The sequence below is a fragment of the Paenisporosarcina sp. genome, from assembly GCF_057785155.1.
Genome location: NZ_JBYNRN010000023.1, coordinates 54,981 through 70,537 on the forward strand (window position 1 = coordinate 54,981; position 15,557 = coordinate 70,537).

Annotated in this window: 16 protein-coding genes and 1 riboswitch; of the genes, 4 read left to right on the forward strand and 12 right to left on the reverse strand. The window is 37.5% G+C overall.

Going from position 1 to position 15,557, the window contains the following annotated elements; all coding sequences use genetic code 11:
• Nucleotides 1-6: 6 nt before the first annotated feature.
• Nucleotides 7-1,809, reverse strand: coding sequence for a M3 family oligoendopeptidase (locus AC3EA5_RS09040; protein ID WP_488608026.1), 1,803 nt, complete (start codon nt 1,807-1,809; stop codon nt 7-9).
• 52 nt (nt 1,810-1,861) lie between these two features.
• Nucleotides 1,862-2,638, reverse strand: a complete 777-nt coding sequence (locus AC3EA5_RS09045; protein ID WP_488608027.1) for a polyphosphate kinase 2 family protein — start codon at nt 2,636-2,638, stop codon at nt 1,862-1,864.
• A gap of 105 nt (nt 2,639-2,743) precedes the next feature.
• Between AC3EA5_RS09045 and AC3EA5_RS09050 the strand changes: the two genes are divergently transcribed.
• A complete protein-coding gene (locus tag AC3EA5_RS09050) occupies nt 2,744-3,475 on the forward strand; it encodes a tryptophan-rich sensory protein (RefSeq protein ID WP_488608028.1) in 732 nt (243 codons plus the stop codon).
• 245 nt (nt 3,476-3,720) lie between these two features.
• Here AC3EA5_RS09050 and map read toward each other — a convergent pair whose 3' ends face one another.
• Nucleotides 3,721-4,473: a type I methionyl aminopeptidase gene (gene map, locus AC3EA5_RS09055; RefSeq protein ID WP_488608029.1), complete on the reverse strand. Its 753-nt coding sequence runs from the start codon at nt 4,471-4,473 to the stop codon at nt 3,721-3,723.
• 123 nt (nt 4,474-4,596) lie between these two features.
• Nucleotides 4,597-5,178, reverse strand: a complete 582-nt coding sequence (thiT, locus tag AC3EA5_RS09060; protein ID WP_488608030.1) for an energy-coupled thiamine transporter ThiT — start codon at nt 5,176-5,178, stop codon at nt 4,597-4,599.
• A 99-nt stretch (nt 5,179-5,277) separates the two neighbouring features.
• A riboswitch (TPP riboswitch) is annotated at nt 5,278-5,383 on the reverse strand.
• 138 nt (nt 5,384-5,521) lie between these two features.
• On the opposite strand from thiT, the gene AC3EA5_RS09065 reads away from it, so the two are divergent.
• From AC3EA5_RS09065 to AC3EA5_RS09075, 3 genes are read left to right on the forward strand one after another with little or no spacing between them, the layout of a single operon-like run.
• Nucleotides 5,522-6,592 carry a M20 family metallopeptidase gene (locus AC3EA5_RS09065; RefSeq protein WP_488608031.1) on the forward strand — a complete coding sequence of 357 codons (1,071 nt, stop codon included), beginning with the start codon at nt 5,522-5,524 and terminating at the stop codon, nt 6,590-6,592.
• A 57-nt stretch (nt 6,593-6,649) separates the two neighbouring features.
• Nucleotides 6,650-7,000 (forward strand): magnetosome magnetite crystal formation protein family, encoded by a 351-nt coding sequence (locus AC3EA5_RS09070; RefSeq protein ID WP_488608032.1) that lies wholly within the window; start codon nt 6,650-6,652, stop codon nt 6,998-7,000.
• A gap of 58 nt (nt 7,001-7,058) precedes the next feature.
• Nucleotides 7,059-7,175 (forward strand): hypothetical protein, encoded by a 117-nt coding sequence (locus tag AC3EA5_RS09075; protein WP_488608033.1) that lies wholly within the window; start codon nt 7,059-7,061, stop codon nt 7,173-7,175.
• Nucleotides 7,176-7,214: 39 nt separating this feature from the next.
• On the opposite strand, the gene AC3EA5_RS09080 is transcribed toward AC3EA5_RS09075, so the two are convergent.
• The 8 genes from AC3EA5_RS09080 to AC3EA5_RS09115 all read right to left on the reverse strand — a co-directional run bounded on the left by AC3EA5_RS09080 (nt 7,215) and on the right by AC3EA5_RS09115 (nt 15,515).
• Nucleotides 7,215-8,114, reverse strand: a complete 900-nt coding sequence (locus AC3EA5_RS09080) for an SGNH/GDSL hydrolase family protein (RefSeq protein WP_488608034.1) — start codon at nt 8,112-8,114, stop codon at nt 7,215-7,217.
• 13 nt (nt 8,115-8,127) lie between these two features.
• Complete coding sequence (locus tag AC3EA5_RS09085; RefSeq protein WP_488608208.1) at nt 8,128-9,357, reverse strand: aminopeptidase; 1,230 nt, start codon at nt 9,355-9,357, stop codon at nt 8,128-8,130.
• The gene (locus tag AC3EA5_RS09090; protein WP_488608035.1) at nt 9,357-10,508 is read right to left on the reverse strand and encodes a DEAD/DEAH box helicase; all 1,152 of its coding nucleotides are present in this window, start codon (nt 10,506-10,508) and stop codon (nt 9,357-9,359) included. Before AC3EA5_RS09090 ends, AC3EA5_RS09085 begins: the two co-directional genes overlap by 1 nt.
• 603 nt (nt 10,509-11,111) lie before the next feature.
• On the reverse strand, nt 11,112-11,810 hold the full coding sequence (gene cuyB, locus AC3EA5_RS09095; RefSeq protein WP_488608036.1) for a cysteate racemase: 699 nt from the start codon (nt 11,808-11,810) through the stop codon (nt 11,112-11,114).
• A gap of 3 nt (nt 11,811-11,813) precedes the next feature.
• Nucleotides 11,814-13,037: a carboxylate--amine ligase gene (locus AC3EA5_RS09100; RefSeq protein WP_488608037.1), complete on the reverse strand. Its 1,224-nt coding sequence runs from the start codon at nt 13,035-13,037 to the stop codon at nt 11,814-11,816.
• Nucleotides 13,038-13,075: 38 nt separating this feature from the next.
• On the reverse strand, nt 13,076-14,542 hold the full coding sequence (locus tag AC3EA5_RS09105; protein WP_488608038.1) for an amidase family protein: 1,467 nt from the start codon (nt 14,540-14,542) through the stop codon (nt 13,076-13,078).
• Between the two features lie 199 nt (nt 14,543-14,741).
• Nucleotides 14,742-14,870, reverse strand: coding sequence for a Fur-regulated basic protein FbpA (locus AC3EA5_RS09110; RefSeq protein ID WP_394189098.1), 129 nt, complete (start codon nt 14,868-14,870; stop codon nt 14,742-14,744).
• A 60-nt stretch (nt 14,871-14,930) separates the two neighbouring features.
• Nucleotides 14,931-15,515 (reverse strand): VanZ family protein, encoded by a 585-nt coding sequence (locus tag AC3EA5_RS09115; protein ID WP_488608039.1) that lies wholly within the window; start codon nt 15,513-15,515, stop codon nt 14,931-14,933.
• Between the last annotated feature and the right edge of the window lie 42 nt (nt 15,516-15,557).

A 15,557-nucleotide genomic window follows, 5' to 3' on the forward strand; every position in this document is an offset into this window, starting at 1 on the left:
CAATCATCATCCTTTAGATGAAGTAAGCTCTAAAAACTCTTCAACATCTTGAACACATAAAGCAATTCCTTTTTCCCAGAAAGCATGTTGAGTAATATCTTCACCTAAATGTTTCATTGCTAAATCTTCAACAGACATAATGGCTGTATCACGAAGTAAAGCAATGTATTTTTCTTCAAAACTACTTCCTTCTTCAATTGCTTTTGCATAAATACTTAAACTGAATAAATACCCAAATGTGTATGGGAAGTTGTAGAATGGAACACTTGTGATATAGAAATGCAGTTTAGATGCCCAGAAGTGTGGGTGAACTTCTCCAAGTCCGTCACCAAAAGCTTCACGTTGTGCCTCTTCCATCAATTCGTTCAAGCGATTTGCTGGAACAAAGCCATTTTTGCGTTCTTCGTAAAATCTTGTTTCAAAAAGGAATCGAGCATGAATGTTCATGAAGAATGCCACACTGCGTTGAATCTTGTCCTCTAACAAAGCTAGTTTCTCATCCGCAGACTTAGCTTCTTTAACTGCAGCATCTGCCACAATCATTTCTGCAAAAGTTGAAGCTGTTTCTGCAACACCCATAGCGTATCTGCGATTCATCCAATGTACTGGGCGAAGTGCATACGAATGATAAGCATGACCAAGTTCATGCGCTAAAGTTGCGACATTGGACATCGTCCCGCTATATGTCATGAATATGCGAGATTGTTGAGATAGTGGCATTCCTGTACAGAATCCACCTGGGCGTTTATTAGGACGGTCTTCGGCTTCAATCCATTCATCTTCAAAAGCTTTTCGTGAAAATGCTTCTAATTCCGGACCAAATTTACCGAAGTGTTTTAAGATGAATTCAGCACCTTCTTGGAATGAAACCTTTTCAGTTGAAGCCGTAACTGGTGCGTCTAAATCATGCCAATTCATTTGTTCAGTTCCTAAAATTTCCGCTTTACGTTTTAGATACTTAACAAAAGGTCCTTTATTTGCAGAGATTGCTCCCCACATTGCATCTAATGTTTCTTGTTTCATACGGTTTGTATGTAAAGGCTCTTTTAAAACCGAATCCCAACCGCGTTTTTTATAAACAGCTAATCGGAAGCCTGCCATATGATTTAACGTTTTAGCAAAGAAATCCTCTTTTTCTGTCCAAGCATTTTCTAACGCTTCAAACGATTCTTTTCGTACTACTGGATCTGAATGAGAACTTAAGTTGCTAGCTTGACCAACAGAGAATTCTTTTTCTTCTCCATCAACAGTCACACGAACTTTTACTTCTCCAACTAAAAGATCATACATCTGACCCCAACCATGATACCCATCCACACCAAGTGCTGTAATCATGTCTTCTTCTTTTTCAGACAATAATTCCTTCGCTTCATCTCGCCATTCATTCAATACGAATGAGAATTCATTTAGCTCTTCTGACTTCATTAATTCAGCCCAAACAGAATCAGCTGTTTTAGAAAGCTGTTGTTGAACAATTAGCATTGAAGAAGAAAAACGTGCACCTATTGAACCGATTTCACCTTGAAGTAATTTAGCTTGAGAATCTGTTGTATCTTGTGCTAAATAACAGCCTACTACTGCCCCTGCTTGAGTTAAGTTTTCTGCGACTTGTTTAATTCCATCAATTATAGAGACAATCTTTTCTGCTTCAGAACCACTTTGGGGCACTGAAAACGAAGACAATTGCTCCTCGAACGATTCTAATTTAGTTTTAAGTGTATCTAAATGAGCGCGAAGTTCAGGAGAACTACTTCCTCCCTTGAAAAATACATCTAAATCCCATACTTCTGCATACGTTTTTGTCGTCAATTTATTATCCCCCATGTCTTTCTAAATTTTCCGAAAATACTACGTCATTATATCATGCTTCTTCGCCTTGCGAAACATCTTCTTGGTAAGGACTATACGGTATGTCTCGATTCGCACACACTTGCATAATATGCTGTATGATTGCTTTTAACACGTAAATGCGTGCATAATTTTTATCATTTCCACCAACCACTATCCATGGAGCATGGTTTGTGTGCGTTTTTTCAAGCATGTCTTGTGCTGCTTCAATGTATAAAGACCATTTCTCTCTATTTCTCCAATCTTCTTCCGTTAGTTTCCATTGTTTATAAGGATCATCTTGTCTCTCGGTAAATCGAGATAATTGTTCTTCTTCCGAAATTTGCATCCAGCATTTGACCATAATATACGATTCATCCGTTAATAATTTTTCAAAGTCATTTATTTCTTGATATGAACGTTGCCATTCGGCTTTTGTCGCATATTCTTCAATTCGTTCTACTAGAACTCTTCCATACCACGAACGGTCGAAAATACCGATTTGACCATGTTGAGGCAACTTTCTCCAAAATCGATGTAAATAATGAAATCTTTTTTCATGAGGTTGAGGTGCTGCAATCGGATGAACAAATAATCCCCTTGGATCTAGCCGTTCAGTCACACGTTTTATGGCTCCGCCTTTCCCAGCAGCGTCCATTCCTTCGAAAACGATGATTAAACCCACTTTTTGGTTGAATAAATGCTGTTGAAGGTTTAACATTTCATATTGGAGTGCTTTTAATTCTTTTTTATACGTTTTTTTATTTCCATCGTATTCTCTCATCATAATTTCACTTAACTTAAGATTCATTGTGAAGACCTCATCTCTTTTATTCTATCTTACAGAATATTTTGTTAAATTGAAATTTGTTGTTCAGATAAGATGTCGCTATACTTACTCTAGGAGGTGAATGATATGTTACGTTATATTCTTGTCATAGTGTCACTTTTGGCAGTCATAACAACCAATGCACTAGCAAATATACTTCCTTTAAACGGTCAAACTACAGGAGAAATCTCAAATCGTTTGCCTGTACTATTTACACCGGCAGGTTATGTATTTTCAATTTGGTCCCTGATTTATTTATTGTTGATTTTTTGGGTAATCGGGCTTTGGCGCAATCGCTTTAACAAGGATGCCCTGTATGAAAGACGTTCTCTATTGTTCATCATAAGCTGTGTGTTTAATATAGCTTGGATTTTCTTATGGCATTATGAATATTTCCTTTTAACTGTCGTAGTGATGATCAGTTTGTTGCTTACATTAATTATTCTTTATCGTACATATCCTGTACAAGATAATCGCTTGTCGAGCCGCTTACCAATTTCGATTTATCTTGGTTGGATAAGCGTTGCAACTATTGCCAACATTAGCTATGTACTTACAGTCTATGAATGGAGTGGTTGGGGATTAAGTGACCCTTTATGGGCAGTAATCATGATGACAATAGGTGCTGCTTTAGCATTGCATATTCGTTTTCATCATTTTGATATTGCCTACCCAGCAGTCTTTATATGGGCATTCATTGGAATTGCCGTAAGAAATGGCTTTGAAGAGCTTTTAGTAATGACAGCTGCTCTATTTCTAAGTGCTGTCCTACTAGTCGGAATAATATTCATCCGCAAAAAATCCTCATCAGTTCAATAAAACAAATTTAGACTGCCTAGGCAGTCTTTTTTTTTTGGATACAATTGGGCTTTCGCTCATAGAAATTGATTTTAAGTGAAAGGTCTTCATGTGAACGAACAAGTTCGTCTTGTGAACGTAAAAGATCACCATTAGAAAGTGAAAGGTCCAGGAAGACGATTCTATTTCCAGTGATAAAAATCAACATCAAAATTCACACAGTAATGAAAAAAGACCTTCTGCGTTAATAGCAGAAAGTCTTCACGTTAGTCATCTATTTTTGTTAATAAAATCGGCGCGTCTTTTGTCACAATAATCGTATGTTCAATTTGAGCAACAAACGATTTATCTGCTGTTAAGAAAGTCCAACCATCACCTGATTCAATAATGTGTTCTGCTTTTTCAGAAATGAAAGGCTCAACAGCTAAGACCATGCCTTCTTTTAAGATCGTTGGTTCCCATGCATCATAATAATTTAAAATATGCTGAGGAGCTTCATGTAGAGATTTCCCTACACCGTGTCCAGTTAAATTCATAATAACGGTAAAACCATTTTGTTTTGCTTCTCGTTCAACAGCTTTTCCGATTTGATTTAAACGTGCACCCGCTTTAACTTTCAGCATCGCACGATCAAATGAACTTTCAGCTACTTTACATAGCTTTTCTTTTAATTTATCGCCTGTGCCTACAACAAACGATATACCAGTATCGGCAAAATAACCATTATAAGAACCTGACACATCAATATTAACCATGTCTCCATCTTTAATGATTCGAGAGCCTGGAATACCATGAGCAACTTCTTCGTTAACACTGATACATGTGAAACCCGGGAAATCATATTCGCCTTTAGGTCCTGAAATAGCACCTTTTTCTTTGAACATTTTACCGCCGATTTCATCAAGTTCTTTCGTAGTAATGCCCGGTTTTGTAGCAAGGCGCATGGCATCTCTAATTTCAGCAACTATACGTCCAATGGTTTTTAACGACTCAAAGTCTTCTGTTGTTTTAGCAATCATGGTTACAAAATCCCTTCTACTTCTAATTTCTACTCCATACTATACCATATAAAAAGAGGCTTTCCCATGTGTCAGAATCATTCTGAACATTTGGAAAACCTCAAGAAAATCATCATATTTTAATCAAGATTTTTCGGGATTCAAGAGTCTTGGTGCTGTTAAAAACAACAGTGAAGTTACAACCGCTGTTAACAGGAATACCGGGATCATATAAGTTGCATTATAAACACTTGAATAGATTAATAAATTTTGGCCTTCCTCAGCATACATGCCAAAGAAGAATATTCCTGTAATTACATGTACGATATAGCGTAAAAAAGATCCAATAAATACAGCAGTAACAATAATCGTTATTAATCTCATTTTTGTTTTACTATTTTCACTAAAGTATTGTTTGCGCATTACCCCTGCAAAACCAACTACTGCATACGCAATTAAATAATCTAGTATTACTTGCATGACCACAAAACTAAATGACAATGGAGCGACTGAAATTAAGCCAGAGACTATTTGTAAAAGCCCTACTAACAGTCCCGTTAACATACCCGCAATTACGCCTCTTCTGAATGCAATTAATACAATTGGAATCATCACTAGACTCACAGAGCCGCCTTGAGGCATTTTAAATGCGACAAAGTCTAATACAAATCCTAACGCTGCAAAGATTGCAATCTCTACTAATAGTAATACTCTTTTGTTTCTCATTTTTTCTTCCTCCTTTTGCGATGTACTGTAAATCGCATGTTGGGGGTGAAAAAAACCAATAAAAAAAACGAATACAGGACAGAGCCTGACATCGTTGGTGTCGGTTTCTATCCACATCCCTGCGCAAGCATTAACTTACAGGTTCTAAGGGTTAGAACATGTCATGTTCACTCTCAGCCGTTTAACGGCTCCCCTTGTGGTTCATATACATCTAATTTTGTTAGTACGGATTAATTGTACATAAATAGGGAAAGAGAATCAAGAGACTAATTTCCACGTTTGTGAGGAATACAATCCGTGGGTATACTAATAGTACTAAATCTAATAAGGATGTGAATTTCAGATGATTGAGTTGTTAAAAAATCTAATCGCCATTAAGAGTGATACTGAAGAAGGAGCAAACGAAGCACTTCGATACTGTTCAACATGGCTAAATAGTCACGATATCGAGCATACTGTGATCGAAAATGAAGGTCGTTTAATGATTCATGCTGAAGTTGGCACAGGTCCATCTACAATTGTTTGGAACGGACATGTCGATGTAGTTCCAGGGAAGCTTGAACAGTTTAATCCTGTTATTGATGGGGATAAATTATATGGTCGAGGGTCTGCAGATATGAAAGCAGGCGTTGCCGCAATGATGGAAGCGTTCCGCCGAATTTCATTAACACCCGAGAAATTAACACACCGTATTGCCCTTCATATAGTGACGGATGAAGAAACGGGTGGTCGTAAAACCTCTGGACATTTAGTTGAGACAGGATATACGGGTGATTTCGTTATTTGTGGTGAACCTACGCATCTAAAACTGAGCGTTCAGTCAAAAGGTATTATTCATGTAGATCTAACGTTTAATGGGAAAGGTGCACATGGCTCACGTCCATGGGAAGGTACAAATGCCATTGAATTAGCTTATGAATTCCACGACAAATTAAAGACATTGCCATTCTATAAAGTGAGTAATGCTTACTATGAACATCCTTCCGTCAACTTAGCGAAAATACAAGCTGGTGATCGCTACAATATGGTTCCGGATACATGCGAGGTCGCATACGATATCCGCTTTGTTCCAGGTCAAAAATGGGAAGATATTGTCCAAGAAATGACAGACCTAGCATTATCGCTAAATAAAAACACGGTTGTGAAACCTGGTGGAAAAACGCCTGCAATTGTAACAACTGAAGATAATGAATTCGTTAAAACGTTAGCTATAGTAACTGCAGATGTGACCCAGAAAGATGCAGTCTTATTTGGTCAACATGGTGCTGCAGATACTAGGTATTACGCAAGAACTGGAGCAGGTGCAATTGAATTTGGACCAGCTGGTGACGACTGGCATGGACCTGGAGAGTATGTTCTTATCTCTTCAGTAGAACAATACGCTGATATTTTAACGAAACATGCCCTTTCTTGAAACTAAATTCTCTCTCTTCCGTATAGTATGTATCTAAGATCAGTAGGAGGATTACAAGTGGATAACAATCGAGCGTTGTCATCATTGTGTTATTTCAGTATTTTATTTGCTCCTTTTTTACTACCCATCATTATTTATTTTGTATCGGTAGATCAAGAGGTCAAATATCATGCGAAGCGATCTTTATTGTCACATTTAATACCTGTTGGTTTATTAATCATTGCGTTTATAGTATTTGCTATTGGAATGGTATCAGCTTCAACTGTGACATTTGATGGAACCAACTCAGGGTTTGGAATACTCGCTACTGGCCTCCCGTTCCTATTCATGATTGTGTATGGCATTGTTTCACTTATTGTGTTGATTTGGAACATTGTACAAGGTGTCAAAGTGCTTCAGTATGTTTGATTATCTTCGATTTGGGGAACTCATAGTAATATAGAAACAGCCGATAGGAGCGATTCAAATGAGAATTGGTAGCTTAATAAAAACAGCCATTAAATTTGCACCAATCATACTACCTATAGCAAAAAAGGTATTAGATTCACGTAAAGGCACAAAAATGACAACGCCAAGAAAATAGCAAAAAAGCTTGAACTCATAAATCGAGTTCAAGCTTTTTTTATGATAATGGACGTAATTCCGTTAAGACCAGTAGGTTGTTTGATAAATTAGATGATGGCAATAAAGCCGACTCGTCTTTAGCAGGTTTCGAACTATTTTGAGTTTCCATCAATTCTTCAAATGTTAATGGATTAGCAGGAGGTATTTCAGCTGGCAGCACTTGCGCTTGACCATTTGAATACATTGCTAAAAATTGATTAGCCATTGCGCGATACCCTTCGGCATTAGGATGTACATCTATAGGGTTAGGGATTTTGTCTTTTGCTCGATCTCCAAATGCTTCATCAACAGAAACAAACTGAACGCCTGCTTCTTTTGAAACGCGAGCCAAAATTTCATTCAATTTGTTTAACTGTTTAGCTGTCCCAACTTTTTGCGATTCGCGAACATGAGGATAAGCAAAATAGTAACCCATGACATAAATTTCTGCATTTGGGGCACGTTTTTTTAATTCGGCTAACAGCTTCACCATATTCTCACGAGCTTTATTCAACGAATAATCTGCAGGGATTTGTTGAAAAGCGATAGAGCCTGATGCTCCATCTACTTGTATTAATCGAAGAAGGTCGTTAGCACCTGCGGATACCGTAATTAGATTTGCATTTTCAAGTAAAGGTTTAGCTTCTTCAGACTGAACTCTTTCTAAAACTTGTGCTGTCGTATAGCCTGGAAATGCTAGAGCCTTAGAATAAAACGCGAGTGGTTGATTTCGCGCAATTTCTTGTGCGATTAAATCGCTATACCCTGTATCAATTTCCCGATTCGGCGTTTGTCCAGCTGCTAGAGAATCCCCTAAAGCAAGATAGCTAACGGGGCCATTCACAAGTGCTGAGGCTTGAACAGGTAAGTACATGAACATAACGAAAATGCTTAGGATAATAGAAATATTTTTCTTCATGAATGGCACCTTCTCAATTAGCCCAATTCCCTTTACGGAAAATTGGCTCTCTTGTTCCATCTGACAATTCTCCATCGATGTCCATTTCTGCACTACCAATCATGAAATCTTCATGAGTAATGGATGTGTTTAATCCAAGTGCTTGAAGTTGAGCTTCTTCTAAATCACGAGCACCTTCATAACATGTAGGATATGCCTCACCGATCGCTAAATGGTTCGAAGCGTTTTCATCAAACAGGGTATTGTAGAACAATATTCCTGAGGCAGAAATAGGTGATTCATGTGGAACTAACGCAATTTCACCTAGATAAGAAGATCCTTCATCGTTTTTAATTAAACCTTGAAGTAGTTCATTTCCTACTTCTGCATGGGCCTTGATGATTTTTCCGTCTTCAAAAGTTAACGTGAAATCATCAATTAAATTTCCTTTATAAACAAAAGGTTTTGTATTTTTAACGTAACCATTTACTCCATATTTTAAAGGAGCAGTGTACACTTCTTCAGTCGGCATATTAGCGATAAAAGCTGTTTGGTTTGGTGTTCTACTTGCACCCGACAGCCATAAATGTTTGTCTGGCAACTCAACTGTCAACTCAGTTCCTGGAGCAGAATAATGAATCTTTTTATATCGACGATCATTCAACATCGTGGCACGTAATTCTAAATCGCGAATATGAGTCTTCCATTTTGCTACAGCGGTTCCTTCCCCAATTCGAACAGTTTTAAAAATAACTTCCCAGAGAGCATTTACTTGTTCTTCTTTAGGTAAATCAGGGAATACTTTTTTCGCCCAAATTTCAGAAGGAATCGCAATAATGGACCAAGCAATTTTGTCAGACATCACGGCTGCTCTATATTTTTCTAAAGCGCGACCTGATGTTTTTTGGTAATCAGAGATTCTTTTCGCAGGAACACCTGCAAGTAAATCAGGATCTTCAGCGTCAATCCAAAGGAGAGAACCTTGTTGATCAATAAGTTCGTTCCGTTGGGTAACCATCCATGCCGGAAACTCTTTCATGGCTGACTCAGGTGCTAAGTCAAAAAACGCTCGATGAATAGGACCATCTGTAAAATTTACATGGACACTTTTTGCTCCAGCTTCATACGCTTTTTTGACTATAAGGCGGGAAAATTCTAATGTATCCGTTGTAGTATTAATTAAAACATTTTGACCAGGTTGAACATTAATTCCGACACGAACTGCTAAATCAGCATACTCTGCTAATTTTTCTTCGAATGTCATCATTTCTTTTTCCCCCTTTGCTGCAACGTTTTAGATGAACCTTCAATTAAAACGCCTCGATCCCAAACTTTTTGAACTGGCTTCGAAGGTAACTCTTTGGTCCATTTTTTGAAGTTCTTTTCATCCATATAAGATAACAAAGTTAAAATTTCACCATCTGCACCTGCACGCCCTGCACGACCTGAGCGATGTAAGTATTGTTCAATCGTATGAGGAACATCTACATGGATAACATGAGTGATCCCTTCAATATCTAAACCACGAGCTGCTACATCACTCGCGATTAAAATATTTGCTTCCCCTTTTCTAAAAGCAGTAATCGCTTGTTTACGCTCTTCTTTTTTCATGTCAGAATGCAATGCCACAACATTAGCTTCTCTGAATTTAAGTTTATTTTCTTTCATCAATAACTGATCTAAATTGTTAACAAATGCTAATCCTTTTAAGCCTTCCGTATGCGCAAGTCTTCTAAGCATATCGGTCTTATCTCGTTCTTCGATTTTAACGAATGAATGAACCACTTTTCCTTGGGCTGGCAGTTCATCATGATTCACTTGAATACGAATTGGCTCTTTCATTAAACGTGAGGCAACTAACTCAATCTCTTCCGTAATCGTTGCAGATACAACTACAACCTGACGTTCATGATTAGCTCCTTCGATTAATGATTTAATTGTCGTTCTATGGTCACGAGCTAATAACTGATCACCTTCATCTAAAACAATGTAACGAATTTCATGCAATTTTAATTTTTTAGCTTTAATTAATTCATTTAAACGACCTGGCGTACCAACTACGATTGTCGGTTTTTTCTTAAGCTTTTCTAGCTGACGTTGCATGTTTGCTCCACCAATTAGTTGAGTAACCGTTATGTCTGTACCTGCAGTCCATTCACGTAACACTTCAAGTATTTGCATCGATAATTCTTGTGAAGGAGCTACAATTAGCGCTTGTGTTGCTTGCTTAGATCCATCAACTTGTTCAAGGATTGGTAATACATAAGCCAATGTTTTTCCTGAACCAGTTGGAGATTGAGCTACAACATCTTTTCCTTCTAACATTGCTGGAATCAGCTGAGTTTGAACGGGCATTTCTGTATCGAACTTCCACTTATCTTGAAGTTCTTTTTTTAATTCATTTATAAATGACATGGTCTTCTCCACCTTTACACTACATGAGCTAAGTGTACCATAAATCGCTTGAATTAGCCCTTTATGCAACTAATAATAGCTATAAAATAAAGGCTCACTTTAACGAAATTGTACTTTGTAAAAGTATAGTTGACACTCTTGTGAGAAGACAAACTTTCATAAACAAAAAGTTTGATACTAAGACACACTAGAGGAGACTTAAGAGATTGTACTAGAAATGATGAAGTGCAAAAAAAATCTATAAAAACAGAGTAAGAAGATTGATTGATTGCTACTAGAAAATGCTCAATTAATTAAAGTGATTGCATATGATCTATTACCTTCAATTTAAACTAATTATTTTTATGCTGTCGCTGATTGCAATGGAGGCGGCGACTCCGAGAGGATCAGCAAGAGCTTTAGACCCTGGACTGAGCAACGCGAAGGAAGCGGCTAATTGTAGAACAAAGACTAAAAACGCCACGTCCTGTGGCAACGTCTTTGAAACCAACTTCCTGTTGGCCTCCTCCGGAAAGCGTCTGCCGCAATGAAGATCAGCCTTTTTTTAAAAAAAGGGTCATCCAAAGAGTCACGAAAAGTGAACCTTGGACAACCCCTAAACTTTTATATTGTTCCGTAACCACATAATTCGATTGCACAATCAGCTAATACCATCAGGGAATCGATATAAAATTCATCTAATTTCAGTTCTTTGTTAACAATAGATAGCTCCGTGCAGCCCAATATAATTCGATCGCAACCGAGTGCTGTCATTGTCTCAATGATTTGTTGCCATTTTGAGAAATCTACTGGTTTGCCAGCCTTCACATCATCATAAATAACAGACATTACGAGTTTTTGTGTTTCTTCATCTGGAACAAACGGTTGAATTCCTACATCACGACAAGCTAACTGATACACAGAAGCAGTAAGCGTACCAGTGGTAGCTAGAATACCAACTTTTTTTGCACCCTCAAGCTTCGCCTTTTTAGCGGTTTCTTGAATCATATGAATAACTGGTAATCCAATCCCCTTTTGAATCTCTTCATAAAAGCTATGAGCTGTATTACATGGAACCGCAATGACTTCAGCACCAATCGATTTCAGCTTTTGACCATCTGAGATCATAACAGGAACAGGGTTTTTCTTCGACCGGTCTAAAATATACGTCGTACGATCAGGAATCGACGTATTATTGGTAATGACCATTTGGACATGCTCTTGATCGACAGATGCAACTGTTCGTCTAACAATCATTTCACCAAGAAGCATGGTCGCTAGTGGGCCAACACCACCGATAATGCCTAATACTTTTTTCTCCATAGTTTATGACAAACCTTTGTTGTTAAAATATTTTTTATATTTTCGATAATAATTTAAGTTATTTAACGTTAATTTCACCCAACGTTTTGGACTGAAGTCTTCTGAATAATATAAGTGGTTAGTTACTTTACCTTCTTCGATTAATTGTCTTGCTTCATCCAATAACGGGCCTTCTTTTCCGTATTTGAATAAAACACCTTTCGGGATAATCATCCAAAGATGCTTATCTTTCGCGTACGTTAATTGTTGAGGAATATTTAACATATGATCGTCCGCAACATACTGCATTAAATTATGTCCACTTGCCGTAACGTAATAGCTACTACGACCATTTCGTAAATTAATTTCAAATAGCTTGTATTCTCCATCACGAGAATCATATTTCATATCAAAGTTAGCAAATCCGTTATAGCCAATATCCTCTAAGAAGAATCGCACTTTATCCAACAATGCTTCATCAAACGTATTGATAATCGCTGCGTAACTACCGATTCCTTCCGGTGAATGTTCTTCCAAAATCGGATTTCCTAGTGACATTAGCTTCACTTTTCCGTCTTTTCCAACATACGCATTTAACACACGCATGAACGAATCGTCACCCGGAATAAATTCTTGGATTGTCAGATTATCTTTATAAGTCGATTCATAAATAGCTTTGATAATGGCATTTTTTTCTGCAACATCATGTGCCACAAACACTTTCTTTTTGCCTGGGAATGAACAATTCCAGTAAGCCACTGAGTTAGAGGCTTTAATAATAATTGGGTATGTGAAATCCATATTGAACTCGTCTTTATTCTCAAACGTACATAAGGCTGTTTTTGGATAAGAAAAGCCGTATTGCTCACAGATTTCATAAAAGTTCTCTTTTAATACGATGCGTTCCATTAAGGATTCATCAATATATGGGACTGCAAAATGAGGAAGTAACTCCTGTTTGTTTTTAATGATTAACTTTGCATAATCATCTCCGCAAGCTAGTAATAGTAACTTTTGGTTCGGGTGTTCACTTGCTACTTTAATTAGAGCAGGTACAAAAACATCTTGCTCATTTAAACGAGGAATAACTTGAAAATCTAAAATTTTACTGTCTTGTGTTGCAGACAAATTCATACGACCTAAGACAAGTGGTTTAATTCCATAAGCTTCATGAAAGGCACGTGCCATACCGTATGCATTCATATCAGAACCTAATAATATGGGTAAAAATGAATTGTTTAACGTCATCTAATATCAACTCTCTTTTCTAGAAACATAATGTATGTTCATTGTATCGTGAATGTTGGTTTTCTCCGAGCATTAACTTTTTGCTCGAATGCATAAGCCATTGAAATGAGCATTGGTTCACTCCATGCTCTTGACGAAAAGGTCAATCCAAATGGCTCCCCAACTTGGGTAAATCCTGCAGGAACTGTTATCGATGGATATCCAGCAGCTGCACCTATGCTACATCCATGGTCTTGCGGAAAAACAAGAGCATCAAGTTTTAGGTCATCTAGAGATTTACCGAGTCCAATCTCACCTGCTAAATACCGATTGTTAGTAAGCGCTTGAATATATTCTTTTTCCGTTAATGTGCCAGAAGTTAGCTCTGAGCGCTCAAGCATAATTTGACCGAATTTTAGTGTTTCATTTGGGTGAAGATTATTAAAATGGATAACGTCACTAAGAGAACGTATTGGATTAGTTGCATTTGTGTTAGCTAAATAACTGTTTAAGTCGGCTTTAAATTCATACGTCAACACGTCATACCCTAATTCATCTTCTAGGCAACCTATATCGACTGGGTCAATAATTTCGGCTCCGAGTTCTTTTAGAACAGCTAGTTGTCTTTCAAATAATTCAGCACGTTCTGCTGACATTTCTTGATCAAAAATAGCACGGGCAACACCAATTCTTTTCCCTTTGAGTGCATGAACATCCAAACAGTCTGTCCATGTCATATCCTTAAATACGCGACTTTTTTGAGTAATTGGGTCACGTTTATCCTGTCCCACAATAGCAGAAAACAGATGAAGCGCATCTTCAACAGTGCGAGTCATAGGTCCAGCCGTATCTTGAGTATGTGACAAGGGAATGATTCCCGCACGACTCACACTACCGACTGTTGGTTTTAAACCAACTAAGCCATTTTGCGCTGCTGGATTTAATATGGAACCAGATGTCTCTGTTCCAATAGCTGCAGCAGCTAAATTAGATGCGATGGCTGAGGCAGATCCTGAACTGGATCCCCCGACATCAAAAGGACCATAGGGATTGACGACTTGTCCACCACGAGAACTAAACCCATTGGTCATTTTATCTGACATAAAGTTAGCCCACTCAGTCATATTCGCTTTGCCTAAAATAACAGCACCGGCATTTCGAAGTTTTTCAACAATGGTGGCATCATTCGTGGCATAATGCTTAGCTAGTGCCAACGAACCCGCACTAGTATGTAATTCATCGGCAGTCTCGATATTATCTTTTAACAAAATGGGTATTCCATGGAGAATGGAACGTGGTCCACTTTCTGAGCGTTCAGCGTCTAAAGCTTGTGCAATTTGAAGAGCTTTTGGATTCACTTCCAGTACTGCATTTACAAGTGAATTTTTCTCTGCAATCGCTTCTAAATACATCAAAACAAGATCTTCAGAAGTCACCTCGCTAGCTTCCATTTTCTCTTGCATTTGAAAGATTGTTGCTTCTTCTAACCATTCATTTGAGAGTTGTTTTCGTTGCGCTTTATTCATTTGAAAACCTCCACAATAGACTTTATAGGCATAACATATTTAACTTCTTTTTTATAATTGCTTCAAACTGAAATTATAGCATTTATTCCAACTTTACATAAGTCGTCCTTTAGACGCTATTTCAATGAAAATTTATATTTACTTACGTAAAAAAAGCCAGAATGGCAACATGTTACGTCGCCATACTGACCTATATTTATTAGTTTGCTTTTTCCATATGCTCTTTTATTAACTCATATAATGATAGTTCATATAGTTGTTTGCCTTCTACTTTAAAGACACCTTGAGCTACCAGGTCATCTATGACGGTCATTATTTTTCCGTCCATTTTAGTTTCTTTAGGTGGGATCATGATGTGAATCTCCTTACATATTTAGTCAGTAAGTATTTACCCCACCTTTTCTTTTTTAAACCAGTGACGATGTTTTTTTGGAATAAACGTAAAGCAAATAAAACCAATGAATGTGCCCAGTGTATTTAACCATAAATCATCGACGTCACTACTTCTCAATTGCGTCAACTGCAACAATTCAATCGACAATGACAATAAAAATCCTGCTAAGACTGTCCATAAAATATGTTCAAACTTTCTCCAAAGTAAAGGCAATAGGAATCCAATGGGCATAAACATAAAAATATTCCCCATAAAATTGATTAAAAAAGGCTGCCACAAATCGAGATATTTAATCGCATTATATGTTTCCCGAAACACACGGAAGAATTCTAAATTAACAGCTTGGAAATTACCATTCACGAACTCAATGGAGCCATTGTTAAATGATATGGAAGGAATAACCGTTTGGGAAAGCAAGCCGATTAAAAAAATCAAAAAGACTATTACGCCAATTTCGTGTAATGGTTTAGCTTTATGTTTCGATTTCTTTATTCGATAAAAGCGGTAAATCATGATGACTGGCAATGCGATGGCCATGTAGAACCACATGTCTTGGAGATAATAAATAATTGTATGCATAGGGGCTCCCTCGTTAAATCTGATAGTCTCAGTGTAATCCCT

Excerpts from the sequence above, each read along its gene's own strand:
- AC3EA5_RS09045 (WP_488608027.1), bottom strand. The coding sequence starts at position 2,638 with ATGAATCTTAAGTTAAGTGAAATTATGATGAGAGAATACGATGGAAAT.
- AC3EA5_RS09050 (WP_488608028.1), top strand. The coding sequence starts at position 2,744 with ATGTTACGTTATATTCTTGTCATAGTGTCACTTTTGGCAGTCATAACA.
- map (WP_488608029.1), bottom strand. The coding sequence starts at position 4,473 with ATGATTGCTAAAACAACAGAAGACTTTGAGTCGTTAAAAACCATTGGA.
- thiT (WP_488608030.1), bottom strand. The coding sequence starts at position 5,178 with ATGAGAAACAAAAGAGTATTACTATTAGTAGAGATTGCAATCTTTGCA.
- AC3EA5_RS09065 (WP_488608031.1), top strand. The coding sequence starts at position 5,522 with ATGATTGAGTTGTTAAAAAATCTAATCGCCATTAAGAGTGATACTGAA.
- AC3EA5_RS09075 (WP_488608033.1), top strand. The coding sequence starts at position 7,059 with ATGAGAATTGGTAGCTTAATAAAAACAGCCATTAAATTTGCACCAATC.
- AC3EA5_RS09080 (WP_488608034.1), bottom strand. The coding sequence starts at position 8,114 with ATGAAGAAAAATATTTCTATTATCCTAAGCATTTTCGTTATGTTCATG.
- AC3EA5_RS09085 (WP_488608208.1), bottom strand. The coding sequence starts at position 9,357 with ATGACATTCGAAGAAAAATTAGCAGAGTATGCTGATTTAGCAGTTCGT.
- AC3EA5_RS09090 (WP_488608035.1), bottom strand. The coding sequence starts at position 10,508 with ATGTCATTTATAAATGAATTAAAAAAAGAACTTCAAGATAAGTGGAAG.
- cuyB (WP_488608036.1), bottom strand. The coding sequence starts at position 11,810 with ATGGAGAAAAAAGTATTAGGCATTATCGGTGGTGTTGGCCCACTAGCG.
- AC3EA5_RS09100 (WP_488608037.1), bottom strand. The coding sequence starts at position 13,037 with ATGACGTTAAACAATTCATTTTTACCCATATTATTAGGTTCTGATATG.
- AC3EA5_RS09105 (WP_488608038.1), bottom strand. The coding sequence starts at position 14,542 with ATGAATAAAGCGCAACGAAAACAACTCTCAAATGAATGGTTAGAAGAA.
- AC3EA5_RS09110 (WP_394189098.1), bottom strand. The coding sequence starts at position 14,870 with ATGGACGGAAAAATAATGACCGTCATAGATGACCTGGTAGCTCAAGGT.
- AC3EA5_RS09115 (WP_488608039.1), bottom strand. The coding sequence starts at position 15,515 with ATGCATACAATTATTTATTATCTCCAAGACATGTGGTTCTACATGGCC.